The 18,235-nt window shown below is 74.1% G+C and carries 16 protein-coding genes; 8 read left to right on the plus strand and 8 right to left on the minus strand.

The annotated features are described in order from the left end of the window. Positions 1-32 precede the first annotated feature (32 nt). Positions 33-1,631, minus strand: a complete 1,599-nt coding sequence (locus tag ACZ7MF_RS17735) for an FAD-binding oxidoreductase (protein WP_471477716.1) — start codon at positions 1,629-1,631, stop codon at positions 33-35. 70 nt (positions 1,632-1,701) lie between these two features. Here ACZ7MF_RS17735 and ACZ7MF_RS17740 point away from each other — a divergent pair, with 70 nt between their 5' ends. Both ACZ7MF_RS17740 and ACZ7MF_RS17745 read left to right on the plus strand, forming a co-directional pair. Beyond that, positions 1,702-2,319, plus strand: a complete 618-nt coding sequence (locus ACZ7MF_RS17740; protein WP_471477717.1) for a TetR/AcrR family transcriptional regulator — start codon at positions 1,702-1,704, stop codon at positions 2,317-2,319. Then, positions 2,316-3,899, plus strand: coding sequence for a glycerol-3-phosphate dehydrogenase/oxidase (locus tag ACZ7MF_RS17745; protein WP_471477718.1), 1,584 nt, complete (start codon positions 2,316-2,318; stop codon positions 3,897-3,899). Before ACZ7MF_RS17740 ends, ACZ7MF_RS17745 begins: the two co-directional genes overlap by 4 nt. Positions 3,900-4,007: 108 nt before the next feature. Here the strand turns inward: ACZ7MF_RS17745 and ACZ7MF_RS17750 are convergent, their stop codons facing one another. Beyond that, on the minus strand, positions 4,008-4,286 hold the full coding sequence (locus ACZ7MF_RS17750) for a hypothetical protein (RefSeq protein ID WP_471478869.1): 279 nt from the start codon (positions 4,284-4,286) through the stop codon (positions 4,008-4,010). Between the two features lie 175 nt (positions 4,287-4,461). Between ACZ7MF_RS17750 and ACZ7MF_RS17755 the strand changes: the two genes are divergently transcribed. Beyond that, a complete protein-coding gene (locus ACZ7MF_RS17755; protein WP_471477719.1) occupies positions 4,462-4,827 on the plus strand; it encodes an STAS domain-containing protein in 366 nt (121 codons plus the stop codon). A gap of 8 nt (positions 4,828-4,835) precedes the next feature. Here the strand turns inward: ACZ7MF_RS17755 and ACZ7MF_RS17760 are convergent, their stop codons facing one another. Both ACZ7MF_RS17760 and ACZ7MF_RS17765 read right to left on the minus strand, forming a co-directional pair. Beyond that, positions 4,836-5,264: an ATP-binding protein gene (locus tag ACZ7MF_RS17760; RefSeq protein WP_471477720.1), complete on the minus strand. Its 429-nt coding sequence runs from the start codon at positions 5,262-5,264 to the stop codon at positions 4,836-4,838. 191 nt (positions 5,265-5,455) lie between these two features. After that, on the minus strand, positions 5,456-6,808 hold the full coding sequence (locus ACZ7MF_RS17765; protein ID WP_471477721.1) for a glycoside hydrolase family 10 protein: 1,353 nt from the start codon (positions 6,806-6,808) through the stop codon (positions 5,456-5,458). 257 nt (positions 6,809-7,065) lie between these two features. On the opposite strand from ACZ7MF_RS17765, the gene ACZ7MF_RS17770 reads away from it, so the two are divergent. The 3 genes from ACZ7MF_RS17770 to csnA all read left to right on the plus strand — a co-directional run bounded on the left by ACZ7MF_RS17770 (position 7,066) and on the right by csnA (position 13,477). Next, positions 7,066-9,633 carry a SpoIIE family protein phosphatase gene (locus ACZ7MF_RS17770; RefSeq protein ID WP_471477722.1) on the plus strand — a complete coding sequence of 856 codons (2,568 nt, stop codon included), beginning with the start codon at positions 7,066-7,068 and terminating at the stop codon, positions 9,631-9,633. Positions 9,634-9,754: 121 nt separating this feature from the next. Further along, positions 9,755-12,502, plus strand: coding sequence for a SpoIIE family protein phosphatase (locus tag ACZ7MF_RS17775; protein WP_471477723.1), 2,748 nt, complete (start codon positions 9,755-9,757; stop codon positions 12,500-12,502). A 132-nt stretch (positions 12,503-12,634) separates the two neighbouring features. Continuing rightward, positions 12,635-13,477 carry a chitosanase CsnA gene (csnA, locus tag ACZ7MF_RS17780; RefSeq protein WP_471477724.1) on the plus strand — a complete coding sequence of 281 codons (843 nt, stop codon included), beginning with the start codon at positions 12,635-12,637 and terminating at the stop codon, positions 13,475-13,477. A gap of 110 nt (positions 13,478-13,587) precedes the next feature. Here csnA and ACZ7MF_RS17785 read toward each other — a convergent pair whose 3' ends face one another. Beyond that, positions 13,588-13,761, minus strand: a complete 174-nt coding sequence (locus ACZ7MF_RS17785; RefSeq protein ID WP_356855959.1) for a CsbD family protein — start codon at positions 13,759-13,761, stop codon at positions 13,588-13,590. A gap of 158 nt (positions 13,762-13,919) precedes the next feature. Here ACZ7MF_RS17785 and ACZ7MF_RS17790 point away from each other — a divergent pair, with 158 nt between their 5' ends. Continuing rightward, positions 13,920-14,066 carry a hypothetical protein gene (locus tag ACZ7MF_RS17790; RefSeq protein ID WP_167469388.1) on the plus strand — a complete coding sequence of 49 codons (147 nt, stop codon included), beginning with the start codon at positions 13,920-13,922 and terminating at the stop codon, positions 14,064-14,066. 41 nt (positions 14,067-14,107) lie between these two features. On the opposite strand, the gene ACZ7MF_RS17795 is transcribed toward ACZ7MF_RS17790, so the two are convergent. Further along, positions 14,108-15,577, minus strand: coding sequence for an MFS transporter (locus tag ACZ7MF_RS17795; RefSeq protein ID WP_471477725.1), 1,470 nt, complete (start codon positions 15,575-15,577; stop codon positions 14,108-14,110). 253 nt (positions 15,578-15,830) lie between these two features. On the opposite strand from ACZ7MF_RS17795, the gene ACZ7MF_RS17800 reads away from it, so the two are divergent. Continuing rightward, positions 15,831-17,195 (plus strand): FAD-dependent oxidoreductase, encoded by a 1,365-nt coding sequence (locus ACZ7MF_RS17800; protein ID WP_471477726.1) that lies wholly within the window; start codon positions 15,831-15,833, stop codon positions 17,193-17,195. Positions 17,196-17,288: 93 nt separating this feature from the next. Here the strand turns inward: ACZ7MF_RS17800 and ACZ7MF_RS17805 are convergent, their stop codons facing one another. Together ACZ7MF_RS17805 and ACZ7MF_RS17810 are read right to left on the minus strand one after the other, a co-directional pair. Then, positions 17,289-17,663, minus strand: coding sequence for a roadblock/LC7 domain-containing protein (locus tag ACZ7MF_RS17805; RefSeq protein ID WP_471477727.1), 375 nt, complete (start codon positions 17,661-17,663; stop codon positions 17,289-17,291). A 42-nt stretch (positions 17,664-17,705) separates the two neighbouring features. Further along, positions 17,706-18,230 carry a roadblock/LC7 domain-containing protein gene (locus ACZ7MF_RS17810; RefSeq protein WP_471477728.1) on the minus strand — a complete coding sequence of 175 codons (525 nt, stop codon included), beginning with the start codon at positions 18,228-18,230 and terminating at the stop codon, positions 17,706-17,708. Between the last annotated feature and the right edge of the window lie 5 nt (positions 18,231-18,235).

Here is an 18,235-nt window from a genome sequence, read left to right on the forward strand (position 1 = left end):
CTCACGGGGTGGGAGCGTGCCGTTCGGCGGGGTCAGTCCGCCGGCAGCAGCACCCCAGGGCTGAGCAGTCCGGCGGGGTCCAGGCTCCGCTTGACGGCGCGCAGGGCCTCGACACCGAGGGGGCCCACCTCCCGGACGTACCAGTCGCGGTGGTCGGTGCCCACGGCGTGGTGGTGGGTGATGGTGCCGCCCGCGGCGAGGATCGCGTCGTTGGCGGCGTGCTTGGCCCGGGTCCAGTGCGCGACGGCGTCCTCGCCCTGGGCGGAGACGACCGTGAAGTACAGCGAGGCGCCGTTCTCGTAGACGTGCGAGATGTGGCACATGACCAGGGGCGGGGTGCCGGACTCGGTGAGGGTGGCGGTGAGTGCCTCGCGGACGGCGGTGTACAGGGCGGGGAGGCGGGACCAGAGGGCCGCCGTCTCCAGGGTCTCGGCGAGCGCCCCGGCGTCGAGCAGGGAGTCGCGCAGGTACGGCGCCGAGTAGCGGCCGTGGGCCCAGCGCTCCCCCGGTTCCTCCCCCGCGAAGGTGCCGCCGCTCTCGCGCAGGACCGCGGCGGCGCTCTCGCGGCGGTGCGCGGTGTCCTCCTCGGTGCCCTCGAAGCCGACGACCGCCAGGCATCCGGCGTCCTGGCGCTCCAGGGAGGCGCCGATGGCGTCGGGCTGGGCGAGGCCGATCAGGGTCTCGGTCTCGTCGGACAGCCGCAGCACCGTGGGGCGCGGGCCGTCCTGGGCGAGCCGGCGCAGGGCGGCGCTGCCCGCGTCGAAGGAGGAGAAGCGCCAGCCCTCGTAGCGCCGGACCGCCGGCACGGGCCGGACGCGCACGGTGACGGAGGTGATGACGCCGAAGGCGCCCTCCGAGCCCAGGACGAGCTGGCGCAGGTCGGGTCCGGCCGCCGAGCGCGGGGCGCGGCCCGTGTCGAGGGTGCCCTCGGGGGTGGCGAGGGTGAGGCCGAGGACCATCTCGTCGAAGCGGCCGTAGCCGGCGGAGGCCTGTCCGCTGGAGCGGGTCGCGGCGAAGCCGCCGATCGTGGCCCACTCGTAGGACTGGGGGAAGTGGCCGAGGGTGTATCCGTGTTCGGCGAGCAGCGCCTCGGCCTCGGGGGCGCGCAGGCCTGGCTGGAGGGTGGCGGTGCGGGAGACCTCGTCGAGGTCGAGCAGGCGGTTCATGCGGCGCAGGTCGAGGGCGGCGAACGCGCTCTCGCGTCCGGGGGCGAGGCCGCCGACGACGGAGGTGCCACCGCCGAAGGGGACGAGGGCCAGGCCGTGCTCCGCGCAGGCGGCCAGCACGGCGAGCACCTCGTCGTGACCGTCCGGGAGGACGACGGCGGCCGGGGTGTCGGTGACGTCGCCGGTGCGCATCCGCAGCAGGTCGGGGGTGGACTTGCCGCGGGTGTGCCGGATGCGGCTCTCCGCGTCCGTGCGCACGTCCTGCGCGCGCTGTCCGACGGCGGCCTCCAGCGCGCGGCGGGCGTCCGGGCCCAGCGGCGACTCGGGTACGTCGATCTCCTCCAGCGGAAGGGGCGCGGCCTCGCGGGGTGCGACGCCGAGCAGCTCGCGCAGCAGCCCGGTCACCGTGTCGGGCAGCGCCGTCGCCCTGGCCGGGTCGCCCCAGCCGTTCCACAGCATGTCCATTGCCTGTCGTCCTCACGGTCGCTTCGAGGGATGCCGTCCGCACCGCCCACTGGGCGTTACACTGTTACACATGACGCCCAATCGTCACAACCACTCGAGCAGGCAGACCCCCTCGGACAACGACACGGTGCTGGACGCCGTACGCGACTGCGTGCTGGCCGTCGGGGTGCGGCGCACGACGATGACCGACGTCGCCCGCCGCGCCGGCGTCTCCCGGATGACGCTGTACCGGCGCTGGCCGGACGTGCGGTCCCTGGTCGGCGACCTGATGACCCGGGAGTGGATCGCGGTGGCCACCGGCGCGATCCCCGGCCCCGGGCAGGACACCGGCACCCGTTCGCGCATCGTCGAGGGCCTGGTGGCGGGGGTGGAGGCGTTCCGCGCCCATCCCCTCTTCCGCAAGATCGTCGACGTCGATCCGGAGCTGCTCCTGCCCTACGTCCTCGACCGGCGCGGGGCGAGCCAGGAGGCACTGCTGGAACTGCTGGCCGAGGCGCTGGAGGAGGGCCATGCCGACGGGTCGGTGCGCCGGACCCACACCGGGCGGCAGGCACGGTCGGTGCTGCTGGTGGTGCAGTCCTTCGCCCTGTCGCTGCGGACCATGACCGACGAGGACGACACCGAGCTGACCCCCGCGGCCCTCCTCGCGGAGCTGCGCATCATCCTGGAGAGGACCCTCGCACCATGAGCCCCACCAGCCGCCCCGCCGCCGGGGCCTCCCTGTCCGCCGCACGGCGCTCGCGCGAGGTGGCCGACACCGTCGGCGGCCCCGTGGTGGACGTCCTGGTCGTCGGTCTCGGCGCGACCGGTGCCGGTGCCGCGCTGGACGCGGCGGCCCGGGGACTGAGCGTCGTCGCCGTCGACGCCCACGACCTGGCCTTCGGCACCTCCCGCTGGAGCTCCAAGCTCATCCACGGCGGGCTGCGCTATCTCGCCTCCGGCCAGCTCGACGTCGCGCACGAGAGCGCGGTGGAACGCGGGGTGCTGATGGAGCGCACGGCGCCCCACCTGGTGCGCGCCCAGCCGTTCGTCCTGCCGCTCACCCCGCTGGTCTCCCGCGGCCAGGGCGCGCTGGCGTGGGCCGGGTTCCGGGCCGGGGACACCCTGCGTCTCGCGGCGCGCACCGCACGGGCCACACTGCCCGCGCCACGGCGGCTGTCCGCGGTGGAGACCCGTCACCTCGCCCCGGCGCTGCGCTCCGACCGGCTGCGCGGCGGACTGCTCTCCTGGGACGGCAGGCTCACCGACGACGCCCGGCTGGTGACCGCACTCGCCCGGACCTCGGCGGCGCGCGGCGCGCGGATCCTGACCCGGGTCAGGGCGCTGGAGCTGACCGGGTCCGGCGCCCGGGTCCGTGACGAGACGACCGGAGAGGAGGGGGTGATCCGCGCCCGCGCGGTGGTCAACGCCTCCGGGGTATGGGCGGGCGGCCTCGTGGACGGCATCCGGATCCGCCCCTCCCGCGGCACCCACCTCGTCCTGCGCTCCGACCGCCTCGGCCCCCTCCCGGCCGGCCTGCACGTGCCGGTCCCCGGCGAGACCAACCGTTTCGTGCTCGTCCTGCCCCAGGGCGACGGCCGCGTCTACGTCGGCCTCACCGACGAGCCGGTGGACGGGGACGTCCCGGACGTGCCGGACGTGCCGGAGACCGACGTCGGCTTCCTGCTCGACGTGCTCGGTTCGGTGCTCGACGTGCCGGTCCACCGCGAGGACGTGGTGGGCGCCTTCGCGGGCCTGCGCCCCCTGCTCGACACCGCCCCCTCGGACCGGCCCGGCGCCCCGCCCCGTACGGCGGACGTCTCCCGCCGGCACGCCGTGCTGACCTCGGCCGAGGGCGTGATCACCGTGGTCGGCGGCAAGCTCACCACGTACCGGCGGATGGCCGAGGACGCCGTGGACGCCGCCGTCGCCGCCCGGGGCCTCGCCGCCGGGCCGTCCCCCACCGCCGCGCTGCCCCTGGTCGGCGCCGCCGCCCCGCACGCCCTGGCCGGGGTCCGGGCGCCGCGCCGCCTGGTGCGGCACTACGGCACCGAGGCCCCCGCGGTCCAGGCCCTCGCCTCCCGGGAGCCGCGCCTCGCCGAGCGCGTACTGCCGGGCCACCCCGTCACCGGCGCGGAACTGGTGTGGGCCCTGCGCCACGAGTGCGCCCTCGACGAGGCCGACCTGCTGGACCGGCGCACCCGCATCGGCCTGGTCCCCGAGGACCGCGCGGCGGCCCTGGACGCCGTACGGGACCTCGTCGGCGAGGTCACGGCGGACCTGGGCTGATCCCTGACCCGGCAGTCGACCGAGCAGAGCCCGCCGGGACCACCGGCGATCCGGGCACCGGGCCGGGCGGAGTCGGCCGGTGACTCGGGCGGCCCGAAGGCCCGTGGGTCAGGTGTTGCGGCCGTCGTCCTGGACGGCCTTGCGGAGCTTCGCCTCGATCTTGTGCCGGGACTGGCCTCCCTCCTTGACGTACTCGGCCATCGCGGTCCGCGCGTCCCGGTCCAGGTCGCGCCAGGCCCGTACGGCGGTCTCGTACGTGTCCGACTGCCTCGGGGTCCACTGATGCTGTGTGGGAGGCCCGTACGAGTCCCGCAGCTGCTCGACCCGGTGCTGTGCCAGGTCCGCCGCGCGGCGCTTGTGCACGAGCTCCTCGAATGTGTGTGCCACCACACCTTCGACCGTAGTCAGAGGAGCGCCGTCGCGCGCGCCGAGCCCCGCGCGGCCGGGTCCGGCCGACGTGTTCCGGTCCGCACGAGTGGGCCGCGCGGGCCGCGCGGGGCCTTAACATCAAGCCACCGACGTCGGCCGGGCACATGCGGCGCACGCGAGAAGTGAGGGCAGTGTGGCGGAGATCGAGGGAGCGGCGGTACCGGAGCGGCTGCTGATCACCCGTACCACCACGGGCGACGGCGTCTGCCTCGTGATCCTCGCCGGAGAGGTGGATCTCGACGGCAGCAGCCACCTGCGCGAGGTCCTGCTGTCGTCGGTGGAGTCCGCGCCGGGCACGGTGGTGGACTTCGGCGAGGTGGGGTTCCTGGACTCCAGCGGCATCAACGTCCTCATCTGCGCGCACCGGGCCGCCGAGTCCCGCGGCGTCTTCTTCCGGCTGGCCGCACCGCGCGACGCCGTCGAACGCGTGCTGCGGCTGGTGGGCGTCGACGCGCTCATCCCCTGCTACCCGAGTGTGGAACAGGCCCTGACCGCCTGAAGGGCGGGTCAGGCCAGCGGCAGGCGCGCGTACACCGTCTTCCCGGTCGCGTGCGGCTTGGTGATGACCTCGCCGCACAGCCGCGTCACTGTCTCCAGCCCGTGCCGGCCGACCCGCACGGGGTCGCGGGGCAGGAAGGTGGGGAAGGCCTCCGCCGTGTCCGACACCGCGATCTCCACCCGGTCGTCCACCAGGGTCAGCTCCAGCCGGCAGGGGCCGGGCGCGTGCCGCAGCGCATTCGTCACCAGCTCGCTCGCGACCAGACGGGCGGCGTCCAGGAAGGCGTCCGTCAGGTCCAGGCCCCGCTCGGACAGTCGCGCGACGAAGCCGTGCACGACGTCCCTGGAGGCGGGGATCATCGCAGGTCCGCCCCTGAACTCCACCACCGCGGACACCACGGAGGCGTCCGCGGTGTCGGGTCCGTGCGCCGGAGTCATACCGAGCCTCACCGTCCGGTCCGGGGCCGAGGGGCGGGAGCGGGGGCCCCGGCTCTCACGATACGCACCAGGACCCTCCCCACGATCCCTTTGCCCCAACTTCCGCCGGACGCGCCGCTTTGTGCACGGATCCGGCCGACCGCGCCCAGGTCCGGCGGAGGGGCGGGCGCGAGGTCGGGTGGACGCCCGGGTCAGGAGGCGGTGCAGGTGCCGACCGTGGGCGCGGCGTCGCTGCCGTTCTTGGCCGCGGTGAACCCGAAGCTGGTGGACGCGCCGGCCGCCAGGGTGCCGTTCCAGCTCGGCCGCACCGTCATGACGTTGCCGCTCCAGGTGGGCGTGCCGTTCCAGAGCGAGGAGACGGACTGCTGGGCGGGCAGGGTGACCGTCGCGGTCCAGGAGCCGATCGGCTCGCTGCCCGCGGTGATGGTGACCTGGCCGTTGTAGCCGCTGCTCCAGTCCGCGGTTTTGGTGTAGGTGGCCGTACAGCTCGCGCCGTCACCCGGTTCGCCGGGGTCGCCAGGGCCGCCGGGATCGCCCGAGCCGCCGAGGGCGGACAGGACGGCGTCGTAGGCGGGCTTCTCGTTGTAGTCGCCGTCGAACAGCAGCGGGGTGCCGCCGCTGCGCCACGAGTACTTGTCGGTGACGCCCCACACGGTCATGCCGGTGCAGCGGCTCACCGCGAGGCAGGCCTCGACCACCTTGGTGTAGTTGGCGGCCTGGGCGGAGCCGGAGCCCTCGATGTCCAGCTCGGTGATCTGCACGTCCACGCCGAGGTCGGCGAAGCGCTGGAGGTTCTGCCGGTAGTCGGACGGGACGGGCGAGTTGCTGTTGAAGTGGGACTGGAAGCCGACGCAGTCGATGGGCACGCCGCGGGACTTGAAGTCCTTGACCATGTTGTAGACGGCATTGCTCTTCGCGTTGACGCCGTCGGTGTTGTAGTCGTTGTAGCAGAGCTTGGCGGCCGGGTCGGCGGCGCGGGCGGTGCGGAACGCCTCCTCGATGAAGCCGTCGCCCAGCTTGTCCTGGAAGGGCGAGCTGCGCCGGGCGCCGCTGCCGCCGTCCTGGAACGCCTCGTTGACGACGTCCCAGCTGTGGATCTCCCCCTTGTAGTGGCCCATCAGGCCGTTGATGTGGGCGTTCATCGCGGTGCGCAGGTCGGAGGCGCCCAGCGAGCCCACCCAGGAGGGCAGTTGGGAGTGCCAGACCAGGGTGTGGCCGCGCACGTCCATGCCCTGGCTCTGCGCGTGGTCGACGATCCGGTCGGCGGAGGTGAAGGTGAAGCTGCCGCGGCTGGGCTCGGTGGCGTCCCACTTCATCTCGTTCTCGGGCGTCACCGAGCTGAACTCCCGGTCCAGCGTGGCGGCGTAGTCGCTCTCGCCGAGGTGGCTCGCCGCGACGGCGGTGCCGAAGTAGCGGCCCTGTCCGGCGGCCGCGGACCCGAGCGTGTCGGCTGCTTCGGCGGAGTGGGCGGCGGCCGTCAGCGCGGCGGCGGCCACGAGACCGGCGGTGGCCGCTCTCGACAGACGTCTGACGATCATGCTCATGTCATCCCGTTCCCTGAATCGGTGTGCGGAGGCCGTTCGGAAGGGCGGAAGCCGCCGAACTTCACCCGGAGGGGTCGAAAGTTTCGGATCGATTTCCGAATGTCGCGGAGGAGATTACGGACTCCCGTCCGCGAGGTCAACGCCCCGTCACCGCCGGGTCACGGTCAGCCGTTCGGCCCGACCGGGTGCGCGGCCCCGGGGCGGGGCGCATTCTTGCTGTGTCGCCCGCGCGGCGGCGCACGGACGAGGTGGGGCCGATGAGTACGGGCGCCGAGAACACCGAGAGCACCGCCCGGATGCCGGGGCGGCTGCCGGCGCTGCTGATCGACGCGTCCACCCGGGCGATCGGCGCGGCCGGCGGCCGGGTGGGCGGTGTGTACCTGCGCTCTTCCACACCCGGCCTGCTGCGGCTGGCCGTCCTCGCCGGACTGCCCGGTCCGCTCTTCCGTCCCTGGTGGCGCCTGCACGCCGACAGTCCCTTCCCGGTCGCCGACGCCTACCGGCTGGGCGTGCGCGTGGTGCTGCCCAACGCCGCGGAGACGATGCGCCGCTACCCGCAGTTCGCCGCCGGTCTCCCCTTCCCCTTCGGGTCCCTGTACGTGCCCGTCGCCGGGGCGAGCCGGACCTACGGCGTGCTGACCGTCCTGCGCCTGCCCGCCCCGGACGCCGCCGACGTGCTGGAGGGCGCGGACCTCGTGGCCGGACTGGCCCAGGATCTGGGCGCGGCCCTGGAGCGGCTGGACGCCGACCGTGACGCGCCGCCGGTCGTCTGGGAGGGCGAGCCGCTGTGCGTGCGGCCGCCCGCCGCGGGGCGGCACCCGCAGCACGCCGGAAGTTTCGGGTGGGACCCGGGCACCGGCGCCGTCACCCTCGACGAACCCCTGTGCGTCCTGCTCGGCCTCCCGGCGCATGCGGCCGGGACCCCGGCGGCCCTCGGGACGCTCACCGGAACACTGGCCCCGGACGACGGCCACCGGATCGCCGCGGCACTGCGGGACACCGCCGCGGGCCGGCCGCCCCGGCTGCCCCTGTACGTCCGCACGGCGGAGGGTTCGCTGCGCCTGGTGGAGCTGTGGTGTCCGCGGTCCGCACCGCCCGTCGGCGGTCCGGTGCGCGGCGCGGTGCGCGATCCCTTCGCCCCCGCCGTGGCCGACGCCGCGGCCGACCTGCTGCCGGAGGGCGTCTGCTGCCTGGACCGCCTGGGCACCGTCGTCTACGCCAACCCCCGCGCCGCCCGGCTGCTGGGCGGGCCACGGGCGAGGCTCGTCGGCCGGTCCCTGTGGGAGGCCGTCCCCTGGCTGGACCAGGCCGCCTACGAGGACCACCTGCGCGGTGCCCTGCTCTCCCCGGAGCCGGTCGGCTTCCACGTCCGGCGACCGCCCGACACCAGCCGCCGCGCGGCACCCCAGCCCTACGAGGGCGACTGGCTCGCCGTCAGCGTGTATCCGGGGCCGGACTTCCTCACGGTCACGCTCCGCCCGGCCAACCGGGTGGCCGACGCGTCCGCCGGTCTCACGCCCGAGCACGGCGTGCCCGAGGGCGCCCCCGGACCCGAGGCCGGCGATCCGGCCACGCCGGTCACCACGACGGCACCGGAGTACCGCCCCATCGTCCTGGCCGTGGCCCTGACCGAGGCGGTCACCGCCCGCCAGGTGTCCGAGGTGGTCGTACGGGAACTGCTGTCGGCGTTCGGCGGCCGCCGGCTCGCCATCTACCTGCTCCAGGACCGCCATCTGCACCTGGCGTGGGAGACGGGGTTCCCGCCCGGTTTCCTCGCGCCCTTCGAAGGGGTGCCGCTGGACGCCCGGCTGCCCGGGGTCGAGACACTGACCAGCGGCCGGCCGCTGTTCTTCGACTCGATGCGGGCGCTGGCCTCCGCGTACCCGGGCATCCCGCTGGACGCCACGGAGGGCGCCCGCGCCTTCCTGCCGCTGATCGCCTCCGGTCGACCGGTCGGCTCCTGCATCCTCGGCTTCGAACGCTCCCGGGGCTTCAGCACCGAGGAGCGCACGGTGCTCACCGCCCTCGCCGGACTCATCGCGCACGCCATGGAGAAGGCCCGGCGCTACGAGTCCGAGACCGCGCTCGCCCGCGGCCTGCAGGAGGTGCTGCTGCCCCGGCGGCTGCCCGCGCACCCGCTGCTGGAGACCGCGGGCCGCTATCTGCCCGGCACCCAGGGCCTGGACGTGGGCGGGGACTGGTACGACGTGGTGGCCTCGGGCGACGGCATGGCCCTGGTCATCGGGGACGTGCAGGGGCACGGCGTGCAGGCCGCGGCCACCATGGGGCAACTGCGCAGCGCCGTGCGCGCCTTCGCCCTAGGCGGCCGGCCGCCCGACGAGGTGATGAGCGGCGTCAACCACCTGCTCGCCGATCTGGACCCGGGCCTGTTCGCGAGCTGCTGCTACATCCGGCTCGACCCCGCCACCGGACGGGCCTGCGCGGCCCGCGCGGGGCACCCGCCACCGTTGCTGCGCCACCCGGACGGACGCACCGAGACGCTCGACCTGCCGGGCGGGGTGGTGCTCGGGGTGGACCCGGGCGCGCCCTATCCGCTGACCGAGTTCGCCGTCGAGCCCGGCGCCGTCCTCGCGCTGTACACGGACGGCCTCGTGGAGCGGCCCGGCACCGACATCGACGAGGGGATCACCGCGCTGCGGCTCGCGCTGGCCAGGGCCGGTGCGCCCGCCGCGCGGCCGGGGAACCGGTCGCTCGCGGGCGTCGCGGACCGGATCGTCGTGTCCGCCCGCCACACCGCGGACCGTCCCGACGACATCGCCCTGCTGCTCGCCACCCGCCGCGCCCGCCCGGGGAGCCCGCGGTGAGGATGGCCGTACGCGACCTGGAAACCGCCGGCCCGGACGCCCCTGGTTCCCGTCCGGCGGGCTCCCGCGTCACGGGGAGTGCCCCTCGCCTCTCCGGGCCCGGCAGTGTAGACATGGGCACATGGTCCGACTGATGGGTCGATCGGGAGAACGGTCACCCCGTCGTCCCGGCGGCCCGCACGCCCGACACCGGCAGGACGCGGACCGGTCACGGCGGGGAGGGGACGCGGGGCGGCCTGCCTCGGCACTGCGCTCGGCGCTGTCCGGACGCAGTGTGGCGGGCCAGGTCTTCGTGATGAACGTGGTCATCGTGCTGCTGCTGGTGGTGGCCGGGGCCGTCGCGCTGGTGCTCCAGGTGCGGCACGACAGCACGGTGGAGGCCCGCAACCGCTCCGTCTCGGTGGCCGAGACCTTCGCCAACTCCCCCGGCATCCTCCAGGCGCTGCGCAGCCCCGACCCCACGGCGGTGCTCCAGCCCCGCGCCGAGGCGGTGCGCAAGGCGACGCACGTGGACTTCGTGGTGGTCACCAACCCCGAGGGGATCCGCTACACCCATCCCAAGCCGGACCGCATCGGCAAGAAGTTCGTCGGGAACATCGCCCCCGCGCTGGCGGGCAGGACGGTGACCGAGGAGATCGAGGGGACGATCGGCCCGCTGGTGCAGGCCATCGTGCCCGTCGAGGACCCCGACGGCAGGGTCGTGGGTCTGGTCTCGGCGGGCATCACGACCGAGAACGTGGGCGGGGTGGCCGACCGCCAGCTGCCCCTGGTGCTGAGCGCGGCGGCCGTCGGGCTGGCCCTGGCGACGGGGGGCACGGCCCTGGTGAGCCGCCGGCTGCTGCGGCAGACGCACGGCCTGGGGCCGCACGAGATGACCCGGATGTACGAACACCACGACGCCGTCCTGCACAGCGTCCGCGAGGGCGTGGTCATCGTCGGTGGCGAAGGCAGGCTGCTGCTCGCCAACGACGAGGCGCGGCGGCTGCTCGCCCTGCCCCCCGACGCCGAGGGCCGGCACGTCGGCGCGCTCGGGCTGCCGTCCGACCTCGCGGAGCTGCTGGCCTCGGGCCAGGCCGCCACCGACGAGGTGCACCTGGTCAAGGACCGGCTGCTGGCCATCAACCAGCGCCCCACGGACGTACGGGGCGGCCCGGCCGGCAGTGTCGCGACACTGCGCGACTCCACCGAGCTGCGGGCCCTGTCCGGCCGGGCCGAGACCGCCCGGGAACGCCTGGACATCCTCTACGCGGCCGGTGTGGGCATCGGCACCAGCCTGGACGTCACCCGCACCGCCGAGGAACTGGGCGAGCTGGCCGTGCCGCGGTTCGCGGACTACGTCACCGTCGACCTGTTCGACACCGTGCTGGCGGGCGGCCAGCCGGGCGGCGTGACGCCACTGCGCCGCACCGCGCTCAGCGGGATCACCGAGGAGGTCCCGCTCTATCCGGTGGGGCGGCAGATCCGCTACGTCGACTCGTCCCCGCAGGGCCGCACCCTGGGGACCGGACGGGCCGTCCTGGAGCCCCGGCTCGACGAGGCCCCGGGCTGGCAGGCGCAGGACTTCGAGCGCTCGGCGCAGGTGGTGGAGTACGGGGTCCACTCGCTGATCACCGTCCCGCTGCGGGCGGGGACCCTGGTGCTCGGGGTGGTGAGTTTCTGGCGTGCGGTCAAGCCGGAGCCGTTCGACGAGGACGAGCTGGCGCTCGGCGAGGAACTGGTCGCGCGGGCCGCGGTCTCCATCGACAACGCCCGCCGCTACACCCGCGAGCACAGCATGGCGGTGACCCTCCAGCGCAGTCTGCTGCCGCGCAGGCTGCCCGAGCAGAACGCCCTGGACGTCGCCTACCGCTACCTGCCTGCGCAGGCGGGGGTCGGCGGGGACTGGTTCGACGTGCTGCCGCTGTCCGGGGCCCGGGTCGCGCTCGTCGTCGGCGACGTCGTCGGGCACGGGCTGCACGCCGCGGCCACCATGGGCCGGCTGCGGACGGCGGTGCACAACTTCACCGCCCTCGACCTGCCGCCCGACGAACTGCTCGGGCTGCTGGACGAGCTGGTCGGCCGGATCGACCAGGACGAGGCGGCCGACGACAGCACCGCCCCGGTGACCGGCGCGACCTGCCTCTACGCGATCTACGACCCGGTCGCAGGTTCCTGCGTGATCGCCCGGGCGGGCCATCCGCCGCCGGCCCTGATCCGGCCGGACGGCACCGTGGAGTTCCCGGAGGTGCCCGCCGGGCCCCCGCTGGGCCTGGGCGGCCTCCCGTTCGAGATGACGGAACTGCGGCTGGCGGAGGGCAGCCGGCTGGTGCTGTACACCGACGGGCTGGTCGAGGACCGCGTGCACGACATCGACGTCGGTCTGGAGCAGCTGCGCCGGGCGCTGGAGACGGCGGGCGAGACGCCCGAGGAGACCTGCCGGACCGTCCTGGACGCGCGGCTACCGGACCGGCCGGGCGACGACATCGCCCTGCTGGTGGCCCGGACCCGGGTGCTGGGCCCGGACCAGGTGGCCGAGTGGGACGTCCCGAACGATCCGGCGGCGGTCGCCGAGGTCCGTTCCCAGGTCACCCGGCGGCTGGACGAGTGGGGGCTGGACGAGCTGGCGTTCACCACCGAGCTGATCCTGAGCGAGCTGGTCACCAACGCGATCCGGTACGGCGGCGAGACCGTCCACGTCCGGGTGGTGCGCGACCGCAGCCTGATCTGCGAGGTGTTCGACAGCAGCAGCACGTCCCCGCACCTGCGCTACGCGGCGATGACGGACGAGGGCGGTCGCGGATTGTTCCTGGTCGCGCAGCTCGCCGAACGCTGGGGCACCCGCTACACGCCGGCCGGCAAGGTCATCTGGGCGGAGCAGCCGGTGCCCTGACGGACGCGGCCCCGGTCACCCCCGCTCCGTACCAGTTTCGTGCACGACGGGTGCCCAGCACGCCCGTCTTCTGGTAGGAAACTTTCCTATCAGTGCCCGGCTCCCCTCCCCTCCCCCACACCTGGAGATTCCGTGAGGCACCCCTTCCACGACCCGGCGCGCCCCGCAGGCCCCTCGCGCCGTACCGTGCTCGCCATGGCATGCGCGTCCCTGGCGACAGTCCCCCTGCTCAACCCCTCGCGCGCCGCGGCGGCGTCCGCGCGCGCGACGGGACTCGACGACCCGGCGAAGAAGGAGATCGCCATGCAACTGGTGTCGAGCGCGGAGAACTCCTCGCTCGACTGGAAGGCCCAGTACCGGTACATCGAGGACATCGGTGACGGCCGCGGCTACACCGCGGGCATCATCGGCTTCTGCTCCGGCACCGGCGACATGCTCGACCTGGTGGAGCTGTACGGCGAGCGCAGCCCCGGAAACGTCCTCGCGCCCTATCTGCCCGCGCTGCGCCGGGTGGACGGCTCCGACTCGCACGAGGGCCTCGACCCCGGCTTCCCGGACGACTGGCGCCGGGCCGCCGACGAGGACCCGGAGTTCCGCCGGGCCCAGGACGACGAGCGGGACCGCGTGTACTTCGACCCGGCGGTACGGCGCGGCAAGGAGGACGGGCTGCGGACGCTGGGGCAGTTCGCGTACTACGACGCGATGGTGATGCACGGCGACGGCGGCGACCTCGGCTTCTCCAGCATCCGCGAGCGTGCCCTCGGCCGGGCCCACCCGCCGGCCCAGGGCGGTGACGAGGTCGCCTACCTGCACGCCTTCCTCGACGAGCGGGTGTGGGCCATGAAGCAGGAGGAGGCGCACAGCGACACCAGCCGGGTCGACACGGCGCAGCGCGTCTTCCTGAACGAGGGCAACCTGGACCTCGAGCCGCCGCTGGACTGGCACGTGTACGGCGACGCCTACCACATCGGCTGACCCGCGCCCCGGTCTCCGCCCCCGCCGGGGCGTCCGGGCAGGACACGGGCCGCGGAACCGGCCGTACGCCGGGTTCCGCGGCCCGTGTGCCGCCGGTCGCGCCCTCCGTGTCAGTGCCGGAACGCGTCCTTGCCCTTCTCCTTGGCCTGCCGGGCGTCGCCCTTGGACTGCGCGGCACGGCCCTCGGCCGTCATCCGCTCGTTGCCGACGGCCCGGCCGGCCGCTTCCTTGGCCTTCCCCTTGGCCTGCTCCATCCTGGCCCTGGACTTCTCGTTGCCGGCCACAGTGGTTCACCTCTCGGCGTTCGCTTGCGATGTCCTGCCCGGCGGGTGGCCCGGTGCGGGACACCCAAACGTGCGAACGCCCGGCAGGGGTGTCCGGCGGGGCCCTGGGTACGAGCACGGCAGGGCAGAACATCACACCGTCGACTCGGAGGAACGTCATGGCCGGAGTACTGGACCGGATCAAGCGGTTCGCACGCAGCCCGCAGGGCCGGCGGGCGGCCGAGCAGGTGCGCCGGGCCGCCTCGGACCCGCGCCGCCGCGCACAGGCCCAGGAGATGCTGCGCAGGTTCGGCAAGCGCCGCTGAGCGGCACTGAGCGGCTCCGTGCGGAGGCGGGGGCGCAGCGGTCAGTTCTGACCGGCGTGGGTGTGGCTGTGAGAGGTCTCCGGCGGGCATCGCGGGTCGTCGCCGGGGCGGGCCCGGTGCCAGTCGCGGACCGCGACGGTCAGCGCGCAGAGCATGGCGGCGACACCGGTGCCCACCGACAGGGCCACGGCCTCGTGGTAGTCGTCGTGGGTGGCGTTGAGCGTCAGGTAGAAGAGCCCCGGCAGCGCGGCGGTGCCCACGGCGCCGCCCAGCCGCTGGCCCGTCTGGAGGGCGCCCCCGGCCGCACCCGCCATCCGCACCGGTACGTCGCGGAGCGTCATGGTGATGTTCGGGGAGATCACACAGCCGCTGCCGAGTCCGCCGAGCAGCAGGGCCGGGGCGGCGAGCCAGGCGGCCAGGCCGGAGGGTGCGAGCCAGAGCAGCAGCGCGGTCGTGCCCAGTCCCGCCATGACGGCGACCAGGCCCCAGACGGTCAGCAGCCGGCCCAGCCGTTCCACCAGCCGGCCCGCCACGGCGGCGGCGACGGCCGACCCGACGGCGAACGGGGTCACCGCCAGGCCCGACATGAGCGGTGAGTAGCCCAGCCCGTTCTGGAAGAACAGCGCGAAGACGAGCCACACCCCGCTGAACCCGACGAAGTACAGGGCGGCCAGGCCCGCGCCGGTGGCGTAGCCGCGGGTCTCGGTGAGCAGTCCGGGTTCCAGGAGCGGCTGACCGCCCCGCCGGGCGATCCGCCGTTCCCACCGTGCGAAGGCGAGCAGGACCAGCGCCCCCGCCGGGAACAGCCACCACACCTTGGTCAGGCCGCCGCCCTCGGCGAGGACCAGCGGCAGCATCAGCGCCAGGATGCCCGCGCCGAGGAGCGCCACGCCCACGGGGTCGAGGTGTCCCCGGCCGCCGGGCGCCACCCGGGGCAGCAGGCGGAAGCCGAGGACCAGGGCGAGCAGGCCGACCGGCACGTTCACGTAGAAGATCCACCGCCAGCCCTCGGGCCCCGCCAGCGCCAGGATCAGACCGCCGACGACGGGTCCCACGGCGCTGGAGACTCCCACGGTGGCGCCGAACAGCCCGAACGCGCGCCCGCGTTCCGCGCCCCGGAACAGCTGCTGGATCAGTGCCGAGTTCTGCGGTGCGATGCTGCCCGCGGCGACTCCCTGGGCGAGCCGGGCGGCGACCAGCAGTTCGATGCCGGGCGCGGCCCCCGCCGCGGCGCTGCAGAGTACGAAGGCGGCCAGGGCGGCGAGGAAGACGCGGCGTCTGCCGAACGCGTCGCCGATCCGGCCCGCGGTGACCAGGGTCAGGGCGAACGCGAGCGCGTATCCGGAGACGACCCACTGCACGGACGCCGGGGAGGTGTGCAGCCCCTGCTGCATGGAGGGCAGGGCGACGGCGACGATCGTCACGTCCAGCAGGGTCATGAAGCCGGCGACCAGGGTCACCCACAGGGCCCGCCAGCGGTTGGGGTCCAAGCTGTCGTCCGGACGCTGCACACGGACTCCCCTCGCGAGGCGGCACGGGGACGCCACTCCGTCCCCACGCCTGCGTCACCCGTGACCGGGCCTTCAAACCCGCGCCCGGCCCTTGAGCACACCCGGCGCACACACCCGAGCCCCAAACCCAAGCCATGAGATCCCATAAGATGTTCTTATGACCTCATAGACCGGACCCGCGTACCGACTTAGGCTTGCCTTAGCTTAGGCTTCCCGGAGAGTCGATCTGTCACCGCTCGAAGGGAACCTGAACATGCCCCGCCCTCTGCGGGTAGCCATCGTCGGATCCGGCCCGGCCGGGATCTACGCCGCTGACGCCCTGCTCAAGTCCGAAGTGGCCGCCGACCCCGGTGTTTCCATCGACATCTTCGAGCGCATGCCCGCCCCGTTCGGACTCATCCGCTACGGCGTCGCGCCCGACCACCCGCGGATCAAGGGCATCATCACGGCCCTCCACCAGGTGCTCGACAAGCCGCAGATCCGCCTCTTCGGCAACGTGAACTACCCCACCGACGTCAGCCTGGACGATCTGCGGGCCTTCTACGACGGTGTGATCTTCGCCACCGGCGCCACGGCGGACCGGGCCCTGTCCGTCCCCGGCGCCGACCTCGACGGCTCGTACGGCGCGGCCGACTTCGTCGCCTGGTACGACGGCCACCCCGACTTCCCGCGCACCTGGCCGCTGGAGGCGGAGAAGGTCGCCGTCCTCGGTGTCGGCAACGTCGCCCTGGACATCGCGCGGGTCCTCGCCAAGACGGCCGACGAGCTGCTGCCGACCGAGATCCCGCCGAACGTGTACGAGGGCCTCAAGGCCAACAAGGCGCTGGAGGTCCACGTCTTCGGCCGCCGCGGCCCGGCGCAGGCGAAGTTCAGTCCGATGGAGCTGCGGGAGCTGGACCACTCCCCCAACATCGAGGTGATCGTCGACCCCGAGGACATCGACTACGACGAGGGCTCGATCGCGACCCGGCGCGGCAACAAGCAGGCCGACATGGTCGCCAAGACGCTGGAGAACTGGGCGATCCGCGACGTCGGCGACCGGCCGCACAAGCTCTTCCTGCACTTCTTCGAGTCGCCCTCGGAGATCCTCGGCGAGGACGGCAGGGTGACCGGCCTGCGCACCGAGCGCACGGAGCTGGACGGCACGGGCAACGTCAAGGGCACCGGCGAGTTCAAGGACTGGGACGTCCAGGCGGTCTACCGGGCCGTCGGCTACCTCTCCGACCAGCTGCCCAAGCTGCCCTGGGACCTCGACTCGGGTACGGTCCCGGACGCGGGCGGCCGGGTCCTCCAGGAGTCCGGCGAGCACCTGCAGTCGACGTACGTCACCGGGTGGATCCGGCGCGGCCCGGTCGGCCTGATCGGCCACACCAAGGGCGACGCCAACGAGACGGTGTCCAACCTGCTGGACGACTACGCGAACGGCCGTCTGCAGACGCCCTCCGCGCCCGCTCCCGAGGCCGTGGACGCCTTCCTCGCCGAGCGGAACGTCCGCTTCACCACCTGGGACGGCTGGTACAGGCTCGACGCCGCCGAGAAGGCGCAGGGCGAGCCGCAGGGACGTGAGCGCGTGAAGTACGTCGAGCGCGAGGACATGCTCCGCGAGAGCGGGGCCTGAGCCAGGACGTCCGGCGCCGGTGACCTCCTCTCGGAGGCACCGGCGCCGGACGTGTGTCCGCCGGACCCGCGGCGGGTGAACGGGCGGTCGGGATCAGACCTCCAGTTCGTTCTCGATCCGGCGCAGTTGGTGGCGGGCCATGGCCAGGTTGGCGCGGTTCGCGTCCAGCACCAGGTAGAGGAACAGACCGTTGCCGCCGCGGCCCTTGAGCAGGCGGATCATGTGGTACTGGCTGCTCAGGGTGATCAGGATGTCCTCGATCTCCTCCTTCAGACCGAGGTGCTCCATCGTGCGCAGTTTGGACCGCACGACGTCGGTGTTGCCCGCGGCGGCGACCTCGAGGTTGAACTCCTTGCCGCCGCCCAGGGTGCCGAGGGCCATCCCGCTGGTGTAGTCGACCAGCGCGGCGGCGGTCGCTCCGTCGATGGAGCTGAGGCATTCCTTGAGCGAGGTCTCCAGGTTGGCCATGGTGGTTTCCTTTCCGGACGTGATCTGTACGCGATCGGTGGGTCAGGTCGGCCGGTGGGTGCCGCCGGCCTGGGGGGTGGGCTGGTGGGCGGGCCGTTGCGGGGTGCGCACCGGCAGGGTGCCGATGGGACGGGGCGGCTGGGCGGGGAGCGTCGCACCGGGTCCGGCGGCGGGGGCGCGGCCGCGTTCCGCCCCGATGCCGGCGGCGACCAGCTCCCCGATCCGCGCGCCGCTGCGCCGGCCCTCCAGATGGAGGCGGCCCACGTTGACCCGGCCGTCGGCGAGCAGGGTGAGCACGGCGGCCGGACCGGCGGCGTACGTGGCGACGTAGCCGTCGGCCCCGCGCAGCAGCAGCTCGCGGAAGCCGCCGCGGGCGGTGGCCTCGGCCATGCGGTGCGCGACGCCGAGGGCGGCCGCGGTGAGCGCGGCGAGGCCCTCGGGTTCGGTGCCCGGCGCGTCGTGGGCCAGGACGAGCCCGTCCACGGTGGCCGCGAGCGACCCGGTCAGCTGGGGCACGCGGTTGCGCAGTCGGTGCAGTTCGTCCAGGACGTCGCTCTCGACGGCCATGAGCA

This window comes from Streptomyces sp. NPDC111628, assembly GCF_055635195.1.